Raw genomic sequence first — 14,888 nt, forward strand, 5'->3', positions numbered from 1 at the left:
AAATAACATAATCAGTGAGATATGTTAAACCACCGGCTCGGGTACGAGATGGAAAGGCTTAAATTGAGAGTCGAACGAAAAGCAGATTTATTCGCTATCGATGAATAGGGAATAAGAAGATCCATAAAAGCCTTTAAAATTTATAAAAAAAGTGACGCATGCGACATCACGATAATTTCATGAATCCTAAAGAATAAATCTTTCCTCTCGCCCAATATTTGCCTGCTGGGTGAAAAAACGGACTCCTGTGGCTCGAAGTCGACTGACCCAAAATCCCCACCATCTTATATAACCTTCCTGTGGACGGCGAAATGATGTGCCGGGCGTGGTCGTACCGAGATGTGCGGGGAGTCTGGCCAGGAGGGGATATGGAGCTGCCAGATTTTGATACGCTCAAACACTGGGCCCTGGCCGAGCCGGAGCGGCTCGATGCCTTGCTGCACCAGCAGATAGAGGCGCTGATCGCCCAGGTGGGGCCGGATCAGCAGCGGCGGCTGCGGGGCCTGCAGTTTCGCATCGATTGCCAGCGTCGCCTGGCCAAGAACAACCTCGACAGCTGCATCCGGATTGCCAACATGATGCACGACTCCGTCTATGCCATGCGCCGTCACATGCTTCACCTGCAGGAGGAGTCACTGACGCAAGTCGAAGAGAGTCAGCCGCCAGACAATGTGATAGTGCTGGCGGATCATCCGAGGATGAAATAATTTATTGGCCGCCATCCTGTACCGTTATTTTCAATATTTCCTTCGGCGCAAACCACCCGATGTTAATAAATAGGGTGGTTTGTTTTTTATTTGCTGCAAACCCTCATCGCGCACTCATTTAATTCCATGACGGCCCGCTAAATCCACAGATATGGATGAAGGAATATAACGCTTGGGGTAATATCTCGGCACAATTCATCTTGCTACGACTCTAAGGGATTATGAGAAGTATCACACCAAGAAGGGTGCTGTCGCGGGAGCAACAGACAGAGATCACCCGGATCATCGTCAAGGTGGGCCAGTTGCTGGCCCAGCATGGTGCCGAGGGGCGCATCATAGAGCAGACCACGGTCCGGCTCGGGTTGGCGCTGGGGCTGGAGAGCGTCGAGATGGCTATCTCCGCCAGCGCCATAGTGCTCACCAGCCTCTATCAGGGGAGTTGCGTCACCACCACCCGCCGGGTGCGGGATCAGGGGATCAACATGCAGGTGGTGTGCGAAGTCCAGCGCATCTGCATCCTGGCGGAGAAGGAGCTGATCGGTGTGCGGGAGGTGCGCCAGCGGCTCGACGGCATAGTGCCGTTCCATTATCACCCCTGGCTGGTGGTGCCCATGGTGGGGCTCTCCTGTGGCGCCTTCAGCGTGCTGTTCGGCGGCGACTGGCCCATCTTCCTGGTGACCTTCGTCGCCTCTTCGGTGGCGATGCGAGTGCGCCAGCTGATGGCTCGCCATCACCACAGCCCGCTCATCAACTTCGCCGCGACCGGCTTCGTCGCCACCCTGATCGCCTCCTGCGCCACCTACTTCCAGTGGGGAGACCAGCCCTACCTCGCCATGGCGGCCAGCGTCTTGCTGCTGGTGCCGGGTTTCCCGCTCATCAACGCGGTCTCCGACATGGTGAAGGGCTACTTCAACCTGGGGCTGGCCCGCTGGGGCATGGCGACCCTGCTCACCATCAGCGCCGTCATCGGCATAGTGCTGGCCATGTCGGTCACCGGGATCTGGGGCTGGAAGCTGTGGTGGAACTCCATATGAGATGCAATGACACTACCCGCTCCCGGAGCGGGACAATGGGGCTTCGCCTCTGTGCCGCGAGCTTGAACCCTGGGCCGGTGCCTTGCCCGGTCGCCTTGGCGGGAGGGACGCAGCCATGATGGAACTGCTCTTGCTGCTGGCCAGGGATGCGTTCTGGTCTGCCATGCCGGCGGTCGGCTTCGCCATGTTGTTCAACGTGCCGCCGAGGATGCTGAAGTATTGCGCCATGGGGGGCGCCCTGGCCCACAGCCTGCGCACCCTGCTCATTCACTACGGCATGCCCATCGAGTGGGCCACCCTGGCGGCGTCCACCACGGTGGGCTTTGTCTGCGTCTACTGGTCGAAGCGCCTGCTGGCACCGCGTCCCGTGTTCAGCGTCGCCTCCATCATCCCCATGATCCCGGGTGCCTATGCGTTCAAGACCATGATCGCCGTGGTGGAGCTCAACATCTCGGGGGTGACCACAGAGCTTATCCACCACGCTGTGACCAACGGCCTTAAGGTGCTCTTTATCGTGGGGGCCCTCAGTTTCGGTTTGGCGATCCCCTCCCTGGTCGTGTACCGTAACCGGCCCATTGTCTGAGACAGGCTGCAAGAGGCTGAACCCATGCACATTTCCATGATTGCCGCCATGGCGCACGATCGCGTGATTGGCCTGGACAACCAGATGCCCTGGCATCTGCCCGCCGATCTGGCCCACTTCAAGCGGGTGACCCTCGGCAAGCCGGTGCTGATGGGGCGCAAGACCTTCGAGTCCATAGGTCGCCCGCTGCCCGGGCGGCGCAACCTGGTGATCAGTCGCAATCTTGATTATCAAGCGGATGGGGTGGAGATGGTCTCTTCGGTGGACGTGGCCTTGACCCGTCTGCAGGGGGAGGGTGTCGAGGAGCTGATGGTCATCGGGGGCGGCTATCTTTATGAACAGCTGCTGCCCAAGGCGGATTGCCTCTATCTGACCCGGATCGATCTGGCGGTGGCAGGGGACACCCGCTTCCCCGCCTTCGACGAGAGTGACTGGGTGCGCACCGAGAGCGATCCCCATCAGCCCGACGAGAAGAACCCTCATCCTTACTGCTTCGAAACCTGGCGGCGACGCTAATCCCTCCCGTCGGCAAGGCCCCTCCACAGCGAGGGGCTTTTTTTGCGACCTTGCCGCCGCGCCCCGCATCGGTCCTGCTCCGCTCAACCCTCTCCTGAATCCTCCCCTGCACAGGGATTAAATATAGTTAGCTCTGTAATTATTTCATGAGTACCAATGGAGGGATCCTCTGTCCGGGAGCCGCCCTGATTTATGCCTCTCACGCGCTTGATTTTACTCATGAAATGGATGGGGTGTGGACTCTTTATGCAGTTTATTCATATTTTTCCGATCTTTTTCGGTCATCTGTTGAATTTTGTTGCTTTAAATAAGTGATAAAAATCATATGCTTATGACTTGGCTCGTCATGGCGGACTCTTACGGTTCTTTTGTTTTGGCTCAAAATTACTTAGTGTTAAAAGTAATTGGTTCGCGTTCGGCAGCAGGAACAGCAAGATGCCGGCCATAAAAAAAGGACAGTATGACAGTCAAACTCGAAGTGAAATCGCTCTATAAAATCTTCGGAGAACATCCGGAAAAAGCGTTCAAATTGCTGGCGAAAGGGCACGACCGCGCCAGCATACTGCAAAAGACCGGGCAGACCCTGGGGGTCCAGGATGTCAATCTGGCCATCCAGGAGGGGGAGATCTTCGTGGTGATGGGCCTCTCCGGCTCGGGCAAATCCACCCTGGTGCGTCTCTTCAATCGGCTGATCGAGCCGACCCGCGGCCAGGTGCTGATCGACGGCGAGGACATAGCCTCCATCTCGGAGCGCGAACTGCGCCAGGTGCGGCGCAAGAAGATCAGCATGGTGTTCCAGTCCTTCGCCCTGATGCCGCACCTGAGCGTGCTGGAAAACACCGCCTTCGGGCTGGAGCTGGCCGGGGTGCCCCTGGCGGAGCGCCAGCAGAGCGCCCGTCAGGCGCTGCACCAGGTGGGGCTGGGGCCGTGGATCGACGCCTTCCCCGATGCCCTCTCCGGCGGTATGAAGCAGCGGGTCGGGCTGGCCCGGGCGCTCGCCAACGACCCCGATATCCTGCTGATGGACGAGGCCTTCTCGGCGCTGGATCCCCTGATCCGCACCGAGATGCAGGACGAGCTGCTCAAGCTGCAGGCCAGCCAGCAGCGCACCATAATCTTCATCTCCCACGATCTGGACGAGGCGATGCGCATCGGCGATCGCATCGCCATCATGCAGGACGGCCAGCTGGTGCAGGTGGGCACCCCGGACGAGATCCTGAACCAGCCTGCCAACGACTATGTGCGCGCCTTCTTCCGCGGGGTGGATCTCGCCAACGTCTTCAGCGCCCGGGATGTGGCCAGCCGCAAGCAGATGCCGCTTATCAAGAAACACACCACGGACGGGCCGGGCAACGCCCTGCGCCAGCTCAAGGAGCTGGAGCGGGAGTACGGCTACGTGGTGGATCGCAGCCGCCGCTTCCTCGGGGTCGTCTCGGTCGAGTCGCTCGGCCGGGCGGTCCGCGACAAGGGGAGCCTGGAGCAGGCGCTGCTGACGGACATCCAGCCCATTCTGGCGGACACCTCCCTCAACGAACTCATCAGCCAGGTGGCCGCCGCACCCTGTCAGGTGCCCGTGGTCGAGGAGGATGGCACCTATCTGGGACTCATCTCCAAGGCCAATCTGCTCAACACCCTGGACAGGAGTACCCCGGTATGAATCTCAACCCCTTTAAGCGTCTGCTGACCGGCTTGCTGGCGCTGCTGCTATTGACCAGCGCTCCCGCCTGGGCCGACGAGGCGCAGGCCGATCCCTGGGGGGCTGCGGCCACCACCACGCTAGCCGAGGATCCCTGGGGCAGTACGGCCACAGAGGCGGCAGACTGGCAGAGCCAGATCGCAGCGGTCGACAACAGTGCCGCCGTCGACTGGCTGGATCCCTTCCAGCAGGCCCTGGTGCCGCTGGATACCTGGGTCGAGGGGGGCATCGGCTGGCTGGTGGAGAACCTGCGGCCTGTGTTCCAGCTGATCCGCGCGCCGGTGGAGCTGGCCCTGGGGGCTATGACCCAGCTGCTGCAGACTGTGCCCTCCACCCTGATGATGGGGCTCTTGACCCTGATCGCCTGGCAACTGGTGGGCGGGCGCATGGCGCTCGGCACCCTCGTTTCTCTGGTGATGATTGGCCTTATCGGGGCCTGGTCCGATGCCATGGTGACCCTCTCCCTGGTACTGACCTCGCTCTTCTTCTGCGTGTTGATAGGCTTGCCGGTGGGCATATTGCTGGCCCGCAGCGAGCGGCTCTCCACCTGGACCCGGCCGCTGCTGGATGCCATGCAGACCACCCCGGCGTTTGTCTACCTCATCCCCATCGTCATGCTGTTTGGCATAGGCAACGTGCCCGGGGTGGTGGTGACCGTCATCTTCGCCCTGCCCCCCATGATCCGCCTCACCATGCTGGGCATTCGCCAGGTGCCCGCGGATCTGGTGGAGGCGGCCCACTCGTTCGGCGCCAGCCCCTCCCAGCTGCTGTTCAAGGTACAGCTGCCGCTCGCCATGCCCACCATCATGGCCGGGGTCAACCAGACCCTGATGCTGGCGCTCTCCATGGTGGTGATCGCCTCCATGATCGCGGTCGGCGGTCTGGGGCAGATGGTGCTGCGCGGCATCGGCCGCCTCGACATGGGGCTCGCCTCCATCGGCGGCCTCGGCATAGTGCTGCTGGCCATCGTCCTCGACCGACTGACCCAGGCGATGGGGCAGCCGGATCGCAGCCGGGTCGGCCGCTGGTATCAGCGCGGTCCCGTCGCCCTGCTGCTGCGCCTGTGTGGCCGCGGCAAATCCCTCGATTACCAAGGAGTTAAAGCATGAAACAGATCACCAAAGGATTGACCCTGAGCGCCCTGCTGCTGAGTTCCCTCGCCATGGCCAGCGCCGAGTTGCCGGGTGAGGGGGTCAAGGTGCAGCCCCTGCAGAGCTCCTTGCCGGAGGAGGCCTTCCAGAGCCTGCTGGTCAGCAAGCTGATGGGGCGCCTCGGCTACGAGGTGCAGCCCGCCCAGGAGGTGGACTACAACGTGGCCTACGCCTCGGTGGCGCAGGGGGACGGCACCTTCCTCGCCTTCAACTGGATACCGCTGCAGGACAACAAGTACGAGCAGGCGGGGGGTGACAAGGTGTTCTTCCGTCAGGGCACCTATGTGGCCGGTGCCGCCCAGGGGTACCTCATCGACAAGAAGACGGCGGCCCAATACGGCATCACCAACCTGGGCCAGCTCAAGGATCCCAGGCTGGCGGCGCTGTTCGACGGCGATGGCGACGGCAAGGCCGATCTGGTGGGTTGCAACCCGGGCTGGGGCTGTGAGGGAGCCATCAACCATCACCTGGATGAGTTCGGCCTGACCCCCACGGTGACCCACAAGCAGGGCAACTATGCGGCTCTGATCGCCGATACCCTGGCCCGTTACCAGGCCGGCAAGCCGGTGCTCTACTACACCTGGACCCCCTACTGGCTCAGCAGCGAGCTGGTGCCTGGCAAGGATGTGGTGTGGCTGGAGGTGCCCGCCGATGCCCCTGATGGGGACAAGACCCGGCTGCCGAACGGCAAGAACTACGGCTTTGCGGTGAACACCATGCACATCGTCGCCAATAAGCAGTTTGCCGAGGCCAACCCGGCGGCCGCCAAGCTCTTCTCCATCGTCAAGCTGCCGCTGAACGACATCAACATCCAGAACGGCCTGATGAACAAGGGCCAGAACAAGCCGGCGGATGTGGAGCGCCACGCCGATGCCTGGCTCAAGGGACACGAGGCCCTGGTCGATGACTGGCTGACCCAGGCGCGCGCCGCCGCAGCGAAAGAGCAGTCTGCGGGCTAAACCCCGCCTCGGCCCAGTCCATGGATGCCAGCAAGCAAAACGCCCGGCCATTGCCGGGCGTTTTTTTATGGGCGGGGCGCAGCAACAGGTTGTGCTCCAGGCTCAGATGCCGGAGCCGTCGTGCTCGCCGCTCTCTTCGTGCAGGCCGCATTCGCGCTTGAGGCCGAAGAAGCGGGTCTGCTCCTCGCTCATGCCCGGCTCCCACTTGGCGGTGGTGTGAACGTCGCCCACCGAGAGATAGCCCTGCTCCCACAGGGGGTGGTAGGGCAGGTCGTGCTCCTTGAAGTAGTAGAAGACGTCCTTGTTGCTCCAGTCGATCACCGGCAGGAACTTGAAGCGGCCGCGCTGGATGGCCAGCACCGGTAGCTTGCCGCGGCTGCCCGCCTGCTCCCGGCGCAGGCCGGAGAACCAGGTGCGGGCGCCGAGCTCGCTCAGGGCGCGATCCATGGGCTCCACCTTGTTGAGCTGGTTGTAGCGGGTGATCCCCTCCACCCCCTGCTCCCACAAGAGACCGAAGCGGGCCTCCTGCCAGGCCGGGCTGAGCTCGGCCCGGTAGATCTTGAGGTTGAGGGCGAGGCGCTCGGTCAGCTCGTCGATGAAACGGTAGGTCTCCGGGAAGAGATAACCGGTATCGGTCAGCACCACGGGCACATCGGCCCGCTCGCGGCTCACCAGGTGCAGCATCAGCGCCGCCTGGATGCCGAAGCTCGACGACAGCACGTGCTCCCCCGGCAGGTTCGCCAGGGCCCAGCGCACCCGCTCGGGGGCGCTCATGGCGTCCAGCTCCCGGTTGAGGGGAGCCAGCACCTCGGTCTGCTCCTCGCGGCCCAGGGCCAGCAGGGCGTCGAGGTCGAGCCGGCCGTCGGCGGTGCGCACCAGCCGCTCGGTATCAGTCTGTTCAGGCTGCATAGAAGTCCCTCGCGGAGTCGATGACCGGGGCTATGATCCCGGCGCGGATGACGAAATCGCCGAAGCACTCGTTCCCGTCGCGCTCGGTGGCCCAGCGACCGATCAGGGCATCCAGCTCCGCCAGGATCTGCGGCTCCGTGATGTTCTCCAGGTGCAGGCGCGGGATGCGGGTCCCCTCCAGGTTGCCCCCCAGGTGCAGGTTGTAGCGGCCCGGGGCCTTGCCCACCAGGCCCACTTCCGCCAGCATGGCGCGGCCGCAGCCGTTGGGGCAGCCGGTGACCCGGAAGATGATGGCGTCGTTCGCCAGCGCGTGTTTGGCCAGCAGCCCTTCGATGTCGGTGACGAAGGCCGGCAGCATGCGCTCGGCCTCGGCCATCGCCAGGGGGCAGGTCGGCAGGGCCACGCAGGCCATGGACTGCTTGCGCTGCTCGCTCACGCCGTCATCCAGCAGGCCGTACTGGCGCGCCAGGGCTTCGATGCGGGCCTTCTCGCCAGCCGGGACGCCGGCGATGATCAGGTTCTGGTTGGCGGTGAGACGGAAGTCCCCTTGGTGCACCTTGGCGATCTCCAGCATACCGGTCTTTAGGGGCTTGCCCGGGAAGTCCAGCAGGCGGCCGTTCTCGATGAAGAGGGTCAGGTGGTGCTTGCCGTCGATCCCCTCCACCCAGCCGAAACGATCGCCACGGCTGGTGAACTCATAGGGGCGAACCTCGCCAAACTGGATGCCGGCCCGGCTCTCCACCTCGGCCTTGAAGGCCTCGACGCCAACACGTTCAAGGGTGTACTTGGTCTTGGCGTTCTTGCGGTTGACCCGGTTGCCCCAGTCGCGCTGAGTGCTGACCACGGCGGCCGCCACCTCCAGCACGTGGGAGAGCGGGATGAAGCCGAAATCGCTCGCCTTGCGCGGGTAGGTGCTGGTGTCGCCGTGAGTCATGGCCAGCCCCCCGCCCACCAGCACATTGAAGCCCACCAGCTTGCCGTGATCACTAATGGCCACGAAGTTGAGATCGTTGGCGTGGATGTCCACGTCGTTGTGGGGCGGGATCACCACAGTGGTCTTGAATTTGCGCGGCAGGTAGTTGGAACCCAGGATCGGCTCCTCGTCACCCCCCAGCTTCTCGCCGTCCAGCCAGATCTCCACGTAGGCGCGGGTCTTGGGCAGCAGGTGCTCGGAGATCTTCTTGGCCCACTCGTAGGCCTCCTGGTGCAGCTCGGACTCCACCGGGTTGCTGGTGCAGAGCACGTTGCGGTTCACATCCCCTGCGGTGGCGATGCTGTCGATGCCGGTGCTGTTGAGGGTCTGGTGCATCAGCTTGATGTCGCGCTTCAATACCCCGTGGAACTGGAAGGTCTGGCGGGTGGTCAGGCGGATGCTGCCGTACAGGCTGTGCTCTTCGGCGAACTTGTCGATCACCTGCCACTGGGCCGGGGTGATGATGCCGCCGGGCAGACGGGCACGCAGCATGACGTTGTGCAGGGGCTCCAGCTTCTGGGCGGTGCGCTCCGGGCGGATGTCTCTGTCATCCTGCTGATACATGCCGTGGAAGCGGATCAGCTGGAAGTTGTCGCCGTTGAAGCCGCCGGTGAGGGGATCCTGCAGATCCTCGGCTATGGTGCCGCGCAGGAAGTTGCTCTCGCGCTTGAGGCGCTCGTTGTCAGCCAGCGGCCCTTCGACCGGTCCCGCTTTTTGGTGAGAGAGAGGTTGTTTGCTCATCAATAGACATCCCTTTGATAACGTTTGGCACGACGCAATTCGCTCAGATACTCTTCTGCTTCCTCACGGCTCTTGTGGCCATGTTCGGCAATCACTTCCAGCAGGGCTTCCTGCACATCCTTCGCCATGTGGTTGGCGTCGCCACACACATAGAAGTGAGCGCCTGCTTCCAGCCACTGGTAGAGCTCAAGCCCGGCTTCGCGCAGACGGTCCTGCACATAAATCTTGTTGGCCTGATCCCGGCTGAAGGCCAGGGAGACCTTCGACAGCAGGCCCGATTTCACATAACGCTGCCACTCCACCTGATAGAGGAAGTCCTGGGTGAAGTGGGGGTTGCCGAAGAAGAGCCAGTTCTTGCCCTCCGCCCCCTGGGCTTCCCGCTCCTGCATAAAGGCGCGGAATGGGGCTATGCCGGTGCCCGGGCCCACCATGATGACGGGGGTGTCGGGATTGGCGGGCAGTCGGAAGTTGTCGTTGTGCTCCACGAATACCCGGACCTCGGCGTCTTCAGGCAGACGGTCCGCCAGATAGGAGGAGGCGCCGCCAGATCGCACTGTGCCATCTTCCTGGGGATGGCGCACCACGCCCACGGTCAGGTGCACCTCTTCCTCGACCTCGCTCTGGGCGGAGGCGATGGAGTAGAGGCGGGGAGTGAGGGGGCGCAGCAGGCCGGTCAGCTGCTCGGCACTGAGGGCGGTCGGGAAGCGCTTGAGCACATCCACCACCTGGGCGCTGGCCACCAGGGCGTTGACCTGGGCCTTGTCGCCGGCCAGATCTTTCAGCGCCGCATTGCCCGAGATCTCGGCAAGACCAGTGATAAAGCCGCCGTGCAAGCGGGTCAGCTCGACGTGGCGGGTCAGGGCCGCGCGCAACGGGCCCTGGGCGGTGGCCTCGTCACCGGTGAGACCGGTCAGGGCCAGCACTTCCCCCACGAGATCGGCGTCGTTGTCGAACCAGATGCCCAGGGCATCCCCCGGCTGATAAGTGATGCCGGACTCTTCCAGGCTGATCTCGATATGGCGGATGTCCTTGGTGGAGTCGCGGCCGGTGATCTTCTGATTGACCGAGAGCCGTGCCGGGAAGGGGTTCTCCTTGTGATACTGGCTATGGCCGACGGCTTGCTGCACCGAGCCCGCCACGCTGGCAGTCGCGGCGCCGGCAGAGAGGGTGGCGGCGACGGCATTGACCGCCTGTTCGCCCCAGGCCTTGGCCGCTTCCTGATAATCCACGTCCAGGCTCGCGAGTTCATGAATGCGCTCGGCCCCGGCTTTTGACAGGAAGTCGTCGAAGTCCTTGCCGGTCTGGCAGAAGAATTCGTAGGAGCTGTCACCCAGCCCCAGCACGGCGAACTTGAGGCCCTCGAGTTTGCCAATCTTGCCCTTCTTGAGCTGCTCGAACAGATCCACCGCGCTCTCCGGCGGCTCACCCTCCCCGTAAGTGCTCACTATCACCAGCAGGTGTGTCTCTTTCTTGAGCTGCTTGGGTTTGTAGTCCGCCATGGAGGTCAGGGTCACCGGCAGGCCGTGGGCCTTCGCCTGCGCCTGGATGGCGCTGGCGACACCCTTGGCATTGCCGGTCTGGGAGCCGTAGAGAATGGTCAGGCTGCCACCGGGGGCGGCCACGGCGGCGCTGGTGGCGACGCTCTGGACGCCTGATTGGGAAATACCGTAGAGATAACCGCTCACCCAGGCGAGTTGCTGGGTGTTGAGGGTCGACAAGACCTGATTCAGCTGGCGCTGCTGCTCGTCAGAGAGCGGGCTTATGTTGGGTATTGGGGCTGTCAATTGCATCACACACGTCTTCCATGGTCTGATTTTTGGTCAGGTTAAGGGGTGTAATGAATAACAACAAAGAATAAAAATATCTTCTTTATGCGATTTATGAATTTATAAAGCCGAAATCCGCCTCGGCAGCTCCCCGGCTGTGGTATAAAAATCGCAATATTGAGTCCCCTTCCGCCTCTCAGGATCTGCCGATGTCCAGACTGTTCCATGTCAATGCCTTCAGCCAGCACCCCTTCGGGGGCAATCCCGCCATCGTCGTATTGGGGCCGGAGCGCAGCGATGCCGAGCTGCAGGCCATGGCGGCGGAGTTCAACCTGTCGGAGACCGCCTTCCTCAGCCCCCTGGGGGAGGCGCACTATCGGCTGCGCTGGTTTACCCCGGCGGTGGAGGTGGATCTCTGCGGTCACGGCACCCTGGCGGCGGCCCATGTGTTGTGGCAGACCGGGGCCGTGGCCCGCTCCCAGACGCTGCGCTTCGAGACCCGCAGCGGCCTGCTGGAGGCCAGCGCCGAGGGAGAGTTGATCCGGCTCGACTTTCCGCGCATCCCCCTTGCTCCGCTGACATTGGATCCCGCTTATGCCGAGGCCCTCGGCTGCACGCCGCTGCAGACCCTGGCCGCCGGCGCCAAGTTCCTGCTGGTGCTCGGCAGCGAGCAGGAGGTGCAGGCCCTCAAGCCGGACTTCCACACCCTGCGGGCCCTGCCCGGTCGCGGCCTGATGGTGACGGCGCCGTCGAGGGATCCGGACCATGACTTCGTCTCCCGCTACTTCGCCCCCTGGGTCGGGGTGGAGGAGGATCCGGTCACCGGCTCCAACCACTGCGCCCTGGTGCCCTTCTGGGCCGAGCGCCTCGGCAGGACGCAACTGAGGGCGCGCCAGATCTCGGCCCGGGGCGGGGAACTTGTGTTGGAGTTGCAGGGGGACAGGGTGTGGATGTCGGGTCAGGCGCTGACCCTGTGGCAGGGGGAGTGGCTGCTGCCGCCCGCCCCATAAGTCGCCAGCCGGGCGTACCCTGTTCGCAGCTTTAGTCTTCGCCATAAAAAACGCCCCGCAGTGGCGGGGCGTTTTATTGCTAGCGCGCTCGGGCTGGCCGAGCGGCAGGCTTATTTCTGTTGCGGACGCAGGGCCGGGAACAGGATGACGTCGCGGATGGTGTGGCTGTTGGTGAACAGCATCACCAGACGGTCGATACCTATGCCCTGACCGGCAGTTGGCGGCAGGCCGTGTTCCAGCGCGGTGACGAAGTCGGCGTCATAGAACATGGCTTCGTCGTCGCCCGCTTCTTTCTGGTTCACCTGATCCTGGAAGCGCTTGGCCTGATCTTCGGCATCGTTCAGCTCGGAGAAGCCGTTGGCCAGCTCGCGGCCGCCGATGAAGAACTCGAAGCGATCGGTCACGTCCGGGTTCTTGTCGTTGCGGCGGGCCAGCGGGGAGACGGCAGCCGGGTACTCGGTGATGAAGGTCGGTTGCAGCAGCATGTGCTCAACGGTCTCTTCGAAGATGGCGGTGATCACGTGGCCCAGCTCCCAGCCCTTCATCAGCTCGATGTGCAGGCGCTTGGCGACGGCCTTGGCGCTCTCCAGGGTGGCCAGGTCGGCCAGGGTCACATCCGGGTTGTACTTCAGGATGGACTCGACCATGGTGAGGCGCTGGAACGGCTGACCGAAATCGATGGTCAGACCCTCTTCGCCCTCTTTGGCATAACGGATCTTGGTGTCACCCAGAATGTCCTGGGCCAGGGTGCGCAGCAGCTCCTCGGTGAGATCCATCAGATCGATGTAATCGGCGTACGCCATGTAGAACTCGATCATGGTGAACTCGGGGTTGTGACGCACCGAGATCCCTTCGTTACGGAAGTTGCGGTTGATCTCGTAGACACGCTCGAAACCACCGACCACCAGACGCTTCAGATAGAGCTCGGGGGCGATACGCAGGTACATGTCGATGTCCAGCGCATTGTGGTGAGTGACGAACGGACGCGCGGAGGCACCACCCGGGATGACCTGCATCATGGGGGTTTCCACTTCCATGAAGCGCTTCTCGTTGAAGAACTTGCGGATGCCGGCCACCACCTGGGTGCGGATCATGAAGGTCTTGCGGGACTCTTCGTTGGCGATCAGATCCAGGTAGCGCTGGCGGCAGCGGGCTTCCTGGTCGGTCAGCCCCTTGTGCTTCTCGGGCAGCGGACGCAGTGCCTTGGTCAGCAGGCGGATTTCGCCCACATGGACGGAGAGCTCGCCGGTGTTGGTGCGGAACAGGGTCCCTTCCACGCCGACGATGTCCCCCAGATCCCACTTCTTGAACTGCTCGTTGTAGAAGCCTTCCGGCAGGTCGTCACGGGTCACGTAGATCTGGATCTTGCCAGCCATGTCCTGCAGGGTAGCGAAGGAAGCCTTGCCCATGATCCGGCGGGTCATGATACGACCGGCAATCTTCACCCGTTTATTCAAGGCCACCAGCTCGTCGGCGCTCTTGTCGCCAAACTCGGCGTGCAGATCGCCGGACAGGCTGTCACGACGGAAGTCGTTGGGGAAAGGGTTGCCCTGGGCGCGCAAGGCGGCCAGCTTGGAGCGACGCTCAGTCATCTCGTTGTTCAGTTCGAGAGTCTGGTCGACTTCCGGAGTAGTGGTTTGTTCAGACATGGTGATTCCTGCTGCTCTGTTTACAGGCCTGATTTCAGGCTGGCTTCGATAAACTTGTCCAAGTCGCCGTCGAGTACCGATTGGGTATTGCGGGTCTCGACGCCGGTGCGCAGATCCTTGATACGGGAGTCATCCAGTACGTAGGAGCGGATCTGGCTGCCCCAGCCGATGTCGGACTTGGTCTCTTCGAGGGCTTGCTTCTCAGCGTTCTGCTTCTGAATTTCCAGCTCGTAGAGCTTGGCCTTCAGCTGCTTCATACACTGATCTTTGTTCTTGTGCTGGGAACGGTCGTTCTGGCACTGCACCACCACCCCGGTGGGGACGTGGGTGATACGCACCGCGGACTCGGTCCGGTTGACGTGCTGACCACCGGCACCGGAGGCGCGGTAGACGTCGATGCGCAGATCCGCCGGGTTGATCTCGATCTCGATGTCGTCATCGATCTCGGGATAGACGAAGACGGAGCAGAACGAGGTGTGGCGACGACCACCGGAATCGAACGGCGACTTGCGAACCAGACGGTGTACGCCGGTTTCGGTGCGCAGCCAGCCGAAGGCATACTCGCCGGTGAACTTGATGGTGGCGGACTTGATGCCGGCCACGTCACCCTCCGAGCATTCGATGAGCTCGGGCTTGTAGCCGTGGGCATCGCCCCAGCGCAGGTACATGCGCAGCACCATGTTGGCCCAGTCCTGGGCCTCGGTGCCGCCGGAACCGGACTGGATGTCGATGTAGCAGTCGGAGCCGTCGTGCTGACCGGAGAACATGCGACGGAACTCGAGATCCACCAGCTTGGCTTCCAGCTGATCGGCTTCGACGATGGCCTCGTTGAAGGTCTCCTCGTCTTCGCCCTCGACCGCCAGGCTGACCAGCATCTCGACGTCATCGACGCCCTGGGTCAGGGTATCTATGGTGGTGACCACGTTGTCCAGGGACACGCGCTCCTTGCCCAGCGCCTGTGCGCGCTCCGGCTCGTTCCAGACATCCGGCTGTTCCAGCTCGGCATTGACCTCTTCTAGACGCTCTTTCTTGGCGTCATAGTCAAAGGTACCCCCTAAGCAGCTCGGTCCTCTCAGACAGCTCCTTAAGCTTGTTTAATACAGGATTGACTTCAAACATCGTGAAAACTCTCGGGGTCGATGTGATTTAAAAACGGGATATTCTAGCCAATTGCGGAAGGAATAAACAGGGTTG

Annotated in this window: 13 protein-coding genes; 8 read left to right on the forward strand and 5 right to left on the reverse strand. The window is 62.4% G+C overall.

Features of this window, described 5'->3' with window-relative positions; all coding sequences use genetic code 11:
• The first annotated feature begins 368 nt into the window (after positions 1-368).
• The 7 genes from ACWPWQ_RS08545 to proX all read left to right on the forward strand — a co-directional run bounded on the left by ACWPWQ_RS08545 (position 369) and on the right by proX (position 6,646).
• The gene (locus ACWPWQ_RS08545) at positions 369-707 is read left to right on the forward strand and encodes a DUF3135 domain-containing protein (protein WP_454009560.1); all 339 of its coding nucleotides are present in this window, start codon (positions 369-371) and stop codon (positions 705-707) included.
• 221 nt (positions 708-928) lie between these two features.
• On the forward strand, positions 929-1,741 hold the full coding sequence (locus tag ACWPWQ_RS08550; RefSeq protein WP_139437247.1) for a threonine/serine exporter family protein: 813 nt from the start codon (positions 929-931) through the stop codon (positions 1,739-1,741).
• A 115-nt stretch (positions 1,742-1,856) separates the two neighbouring features.
• The gene (locus ACWPWQ_RS08555; protein WP_139437249.1) at positions 1,857-2,324 is read left to right on the forward strand and encodes a threonine/serine exporter family protein; all 468 of its coding nucleotides are present in this window, start codon (positions 1,857-1,859) and stop codon (positions 2,322-2,324) included.
• A gap of 24 nt (positions 2,325-2,348) precedes the next feature.
• Positions 2,349-2,840 (forward strand): type 3 dihydrofolate reductase, encoded by a 492-nt coding sequence (gene folA / locus ACWPWQ_RS08560; RefSeq protein ID WP_454009561.1) that lies wholly within the window; start codon positions 2,349-2,351, stop codon positions 2,838-2,840.
• A gap of 460 nt (positions 2,841-3,300) precedes the next feature.
• Positions 3,301-4,497, forward strand: a complete 1,197-nt coding sequence (gene proV / locus ACWPWQ_RS08565; protein WP_454009562.1) for a glycine betaine/L-proline ABC transporter ATP-binding protein ProV — start codon at positions 3,301-3,303, stop codon at positions 4,495-4,497.
• Complete coding sequence (gene proW, locus ACWPWQ_RS08570) at positions 4,494-5,645, forward strand: glycine betaine/L-proline ABC transporter permease ProW (protein ID WP_454009563.1); 1,152 nt, start codon at positions 4,494-4,496, stop codon at positions 5,643-5,645. The genes proV and proW overlap by 4 nt, the downstream gene beginning before the upstream one ends.
• Entirely contained in the window at positions 5,642-6,646 is a 1,005-nt protein-coding gene (gene proX / locus ACWPWQ_RS08575; protein ID WP_454009564.1) for a glycine betaine/L-proline ABC transporter substrate-binding protein ProX, read from the forward strand. The genes proW and proX overlap by 4 nt, the downstream gene beginning before the upstream one ends.
• 102 nt (positions 6,647-6,748) lie before the next feature.
• Here the strand turns inward: proX and ACWPWQ_RS08580 are convergent, their stop codons facing one another.
• Genes ACWPWQ_RS08580 through ACWPWQ_RS08590 form a run of 3 tightly spaced genes read right to left on the reverse strand, consistent with a single transcriptional unit; the run spans position 6,749 to position 11,059 of the window.
• A complete protein-coding gene (locus ACWPWQ_RS08580; protein WP_454009565.1) occupies positions 6,749-7,555 on the reverse strand; it encodes a phosphoadenylyl-sulfate reductase in 807 nt (268 codons plus the stop codon).
• Positions 7,545-9,269: an assimilatory sulfite reductase (NADPH) hemoprotein subunit gene (cysI, locus tag ACWPWQ_RS08585; protein ID WP_454009566.1), complete on the reverse strand. Its 1,725-nt coding sequence runs from the start codon at positions 9,267-9,269 to the stop codon at positions 7,545-7,547. Before cysI ends, ACWPWQ_RS08580 begins: the two co-directional genes overlap by 11 nt.
• Positions 9,269-11,059: an assimilatory sulfite reductase (NADPH) flavoprotein subunit gene (locus ACWPWQ_RS08590; RefSeq protein ID WP_454009608.1), complete on the reverse strand. Its 1,791-nt coding sequence runs from the start codon at positions 11,057-11,059 to the stop codon at positions 9,269-9,271. Before ACWPWQ_RS08590 ends, cysI begins: the two co-directional genes overlap by 1 nt.
• A gap of 185 nt (positions 11,060-11,244) precedes the next feature.
• Here ACWPWQ_RS08590 and ACWPWQ_RS08595 point away from each other — a divergent pair, with 185 nt between their 5' ends.
• A complete protein-coding gene (locus tag ACWPWQ_RS08595) occupies positions 11,245-12,045 on the forward strand; it encodes a PhzF family phenazine biosynthesis protein (protein WP_454009567.1) in 801 nt (266 codons plus the stop codon).
• A gap of 110 nt (positions 12,046-12,155) precedes the next feature.
• Here ACWPWQ_RS08595 and lysS read toward each other — a convergent pair whose 3' ends face one another.
• The gene (gene lysS, locus ACWPWQ_RS08600; protein ID WP_202046562.1) at positions 12,156-13,694 is read right to left on the reverse strand and encodes a lysine--tRNA ligase; all 1,539 of its coding nucleotides are present in this window, start codon (positions 13,692-13,694) and stop codon (positions 12,156-12,158) included.
• A 20-nt stretch (positions 13,695-13,714) separates the two neighbouring features.
• Positions 13,715-14,813 (reverse strand): peptide chain release factor 2 gene (gene prfB, locus ACWPWQ_RS08605; protein ID WP_139437270.1). Its coding sequence is split into 2 segments (ribosomal slippage): positions 13,715-14,737 and positions 14,739-14,813, totalling 1,098 coding nucleotides; the frame shifts between segments, so codons are not numbered across the junction.
• Positions 14,814-14,888: the final 75 nt, after the last annotated feature.

The organism is Aeromonas sp. Marseille-Q7275, assembly GCF_965119515.1.

Coding starts and splice junctions, on each gene's coding strand:
- ACWPWQ_RS08555 (WP_139437249.1), top strand. CDS start 1,857: ATGATGGAACTGCTCTTGCTGCTGGCCAGGGATGCGTTCTGGTCTGCC.
- proX (WP_454009564.1), top strand. CDS start 5,642: ATGAAACAGATCACCAAAGGATTGACCCTGAGCGCCCTGCTGCTGAGT.
- lysS (WP_202046562.1), bottom strand. CDS start 13,694: ATGTCTGAACAAACCACTACTCCGGAAGTCGACCAGACTCTCGAACTG.
- ACWPWQ_RS08590 (WP_454009608.1), bottom strand. CDS start 11,059: ATGCAATTGACAGCCCCAATACCCAACATAAGCCCGCTCTCTGACGAG.
- proW (WP_454009563.1), top strand. CDS start 4,494: ATGAATCTCAACCCCTTTAAGCGTCTGCTGACCGGCTTGCTGGCGCTG.
- proV (WP_454009562.1), top strand. CDS start 3,301: ATGACAGTCAAACTCGAAGTGAAATCGCTCTATAAAATCTTCGGAGAA.
- ACWPWQ_RS08595 (WP_454009567.1), top strand. CDS start 11,245: ATGTCCAGACTGTTCCATGTCAATGCCTTCAGCCAGCACCCCTTCGGG.
- ACWPWQ_RS08550 (WP_139437247.1), top strand. CDS start 929: ATGAGAAGTATCACACCAAGAAGGGTGCTGTCGCGGGAGCAACAGACA.
- cysI (WP_454009566.1), bottom strand. CDS start 9,269: ATGAGCAAACAACCTCTCTCTCACCAAAAAGCGGGACCGGTCGAAGGG.
- ACWPWQ_RS08580 (WP_454009565.1), bottom strand. CDS start 7,555: ATGCAGCCTGAACAGACTGATACCGAGCGGCTGGTGCGCACCGCCGAC.
- folA (WP_454009561.1), top strand. CDS start 2,349: ATGCACATTTCCATGATTGCCGCCATGGCGCACGATCGCGTGATTGGC.
- ACWPWQ_RS08545 (WP_454009560.1), top strand. CDS start 369: ATGGAGCTGCCAGATTTTGATACGCTCAAACACTGGGCCCTGGCCGAG.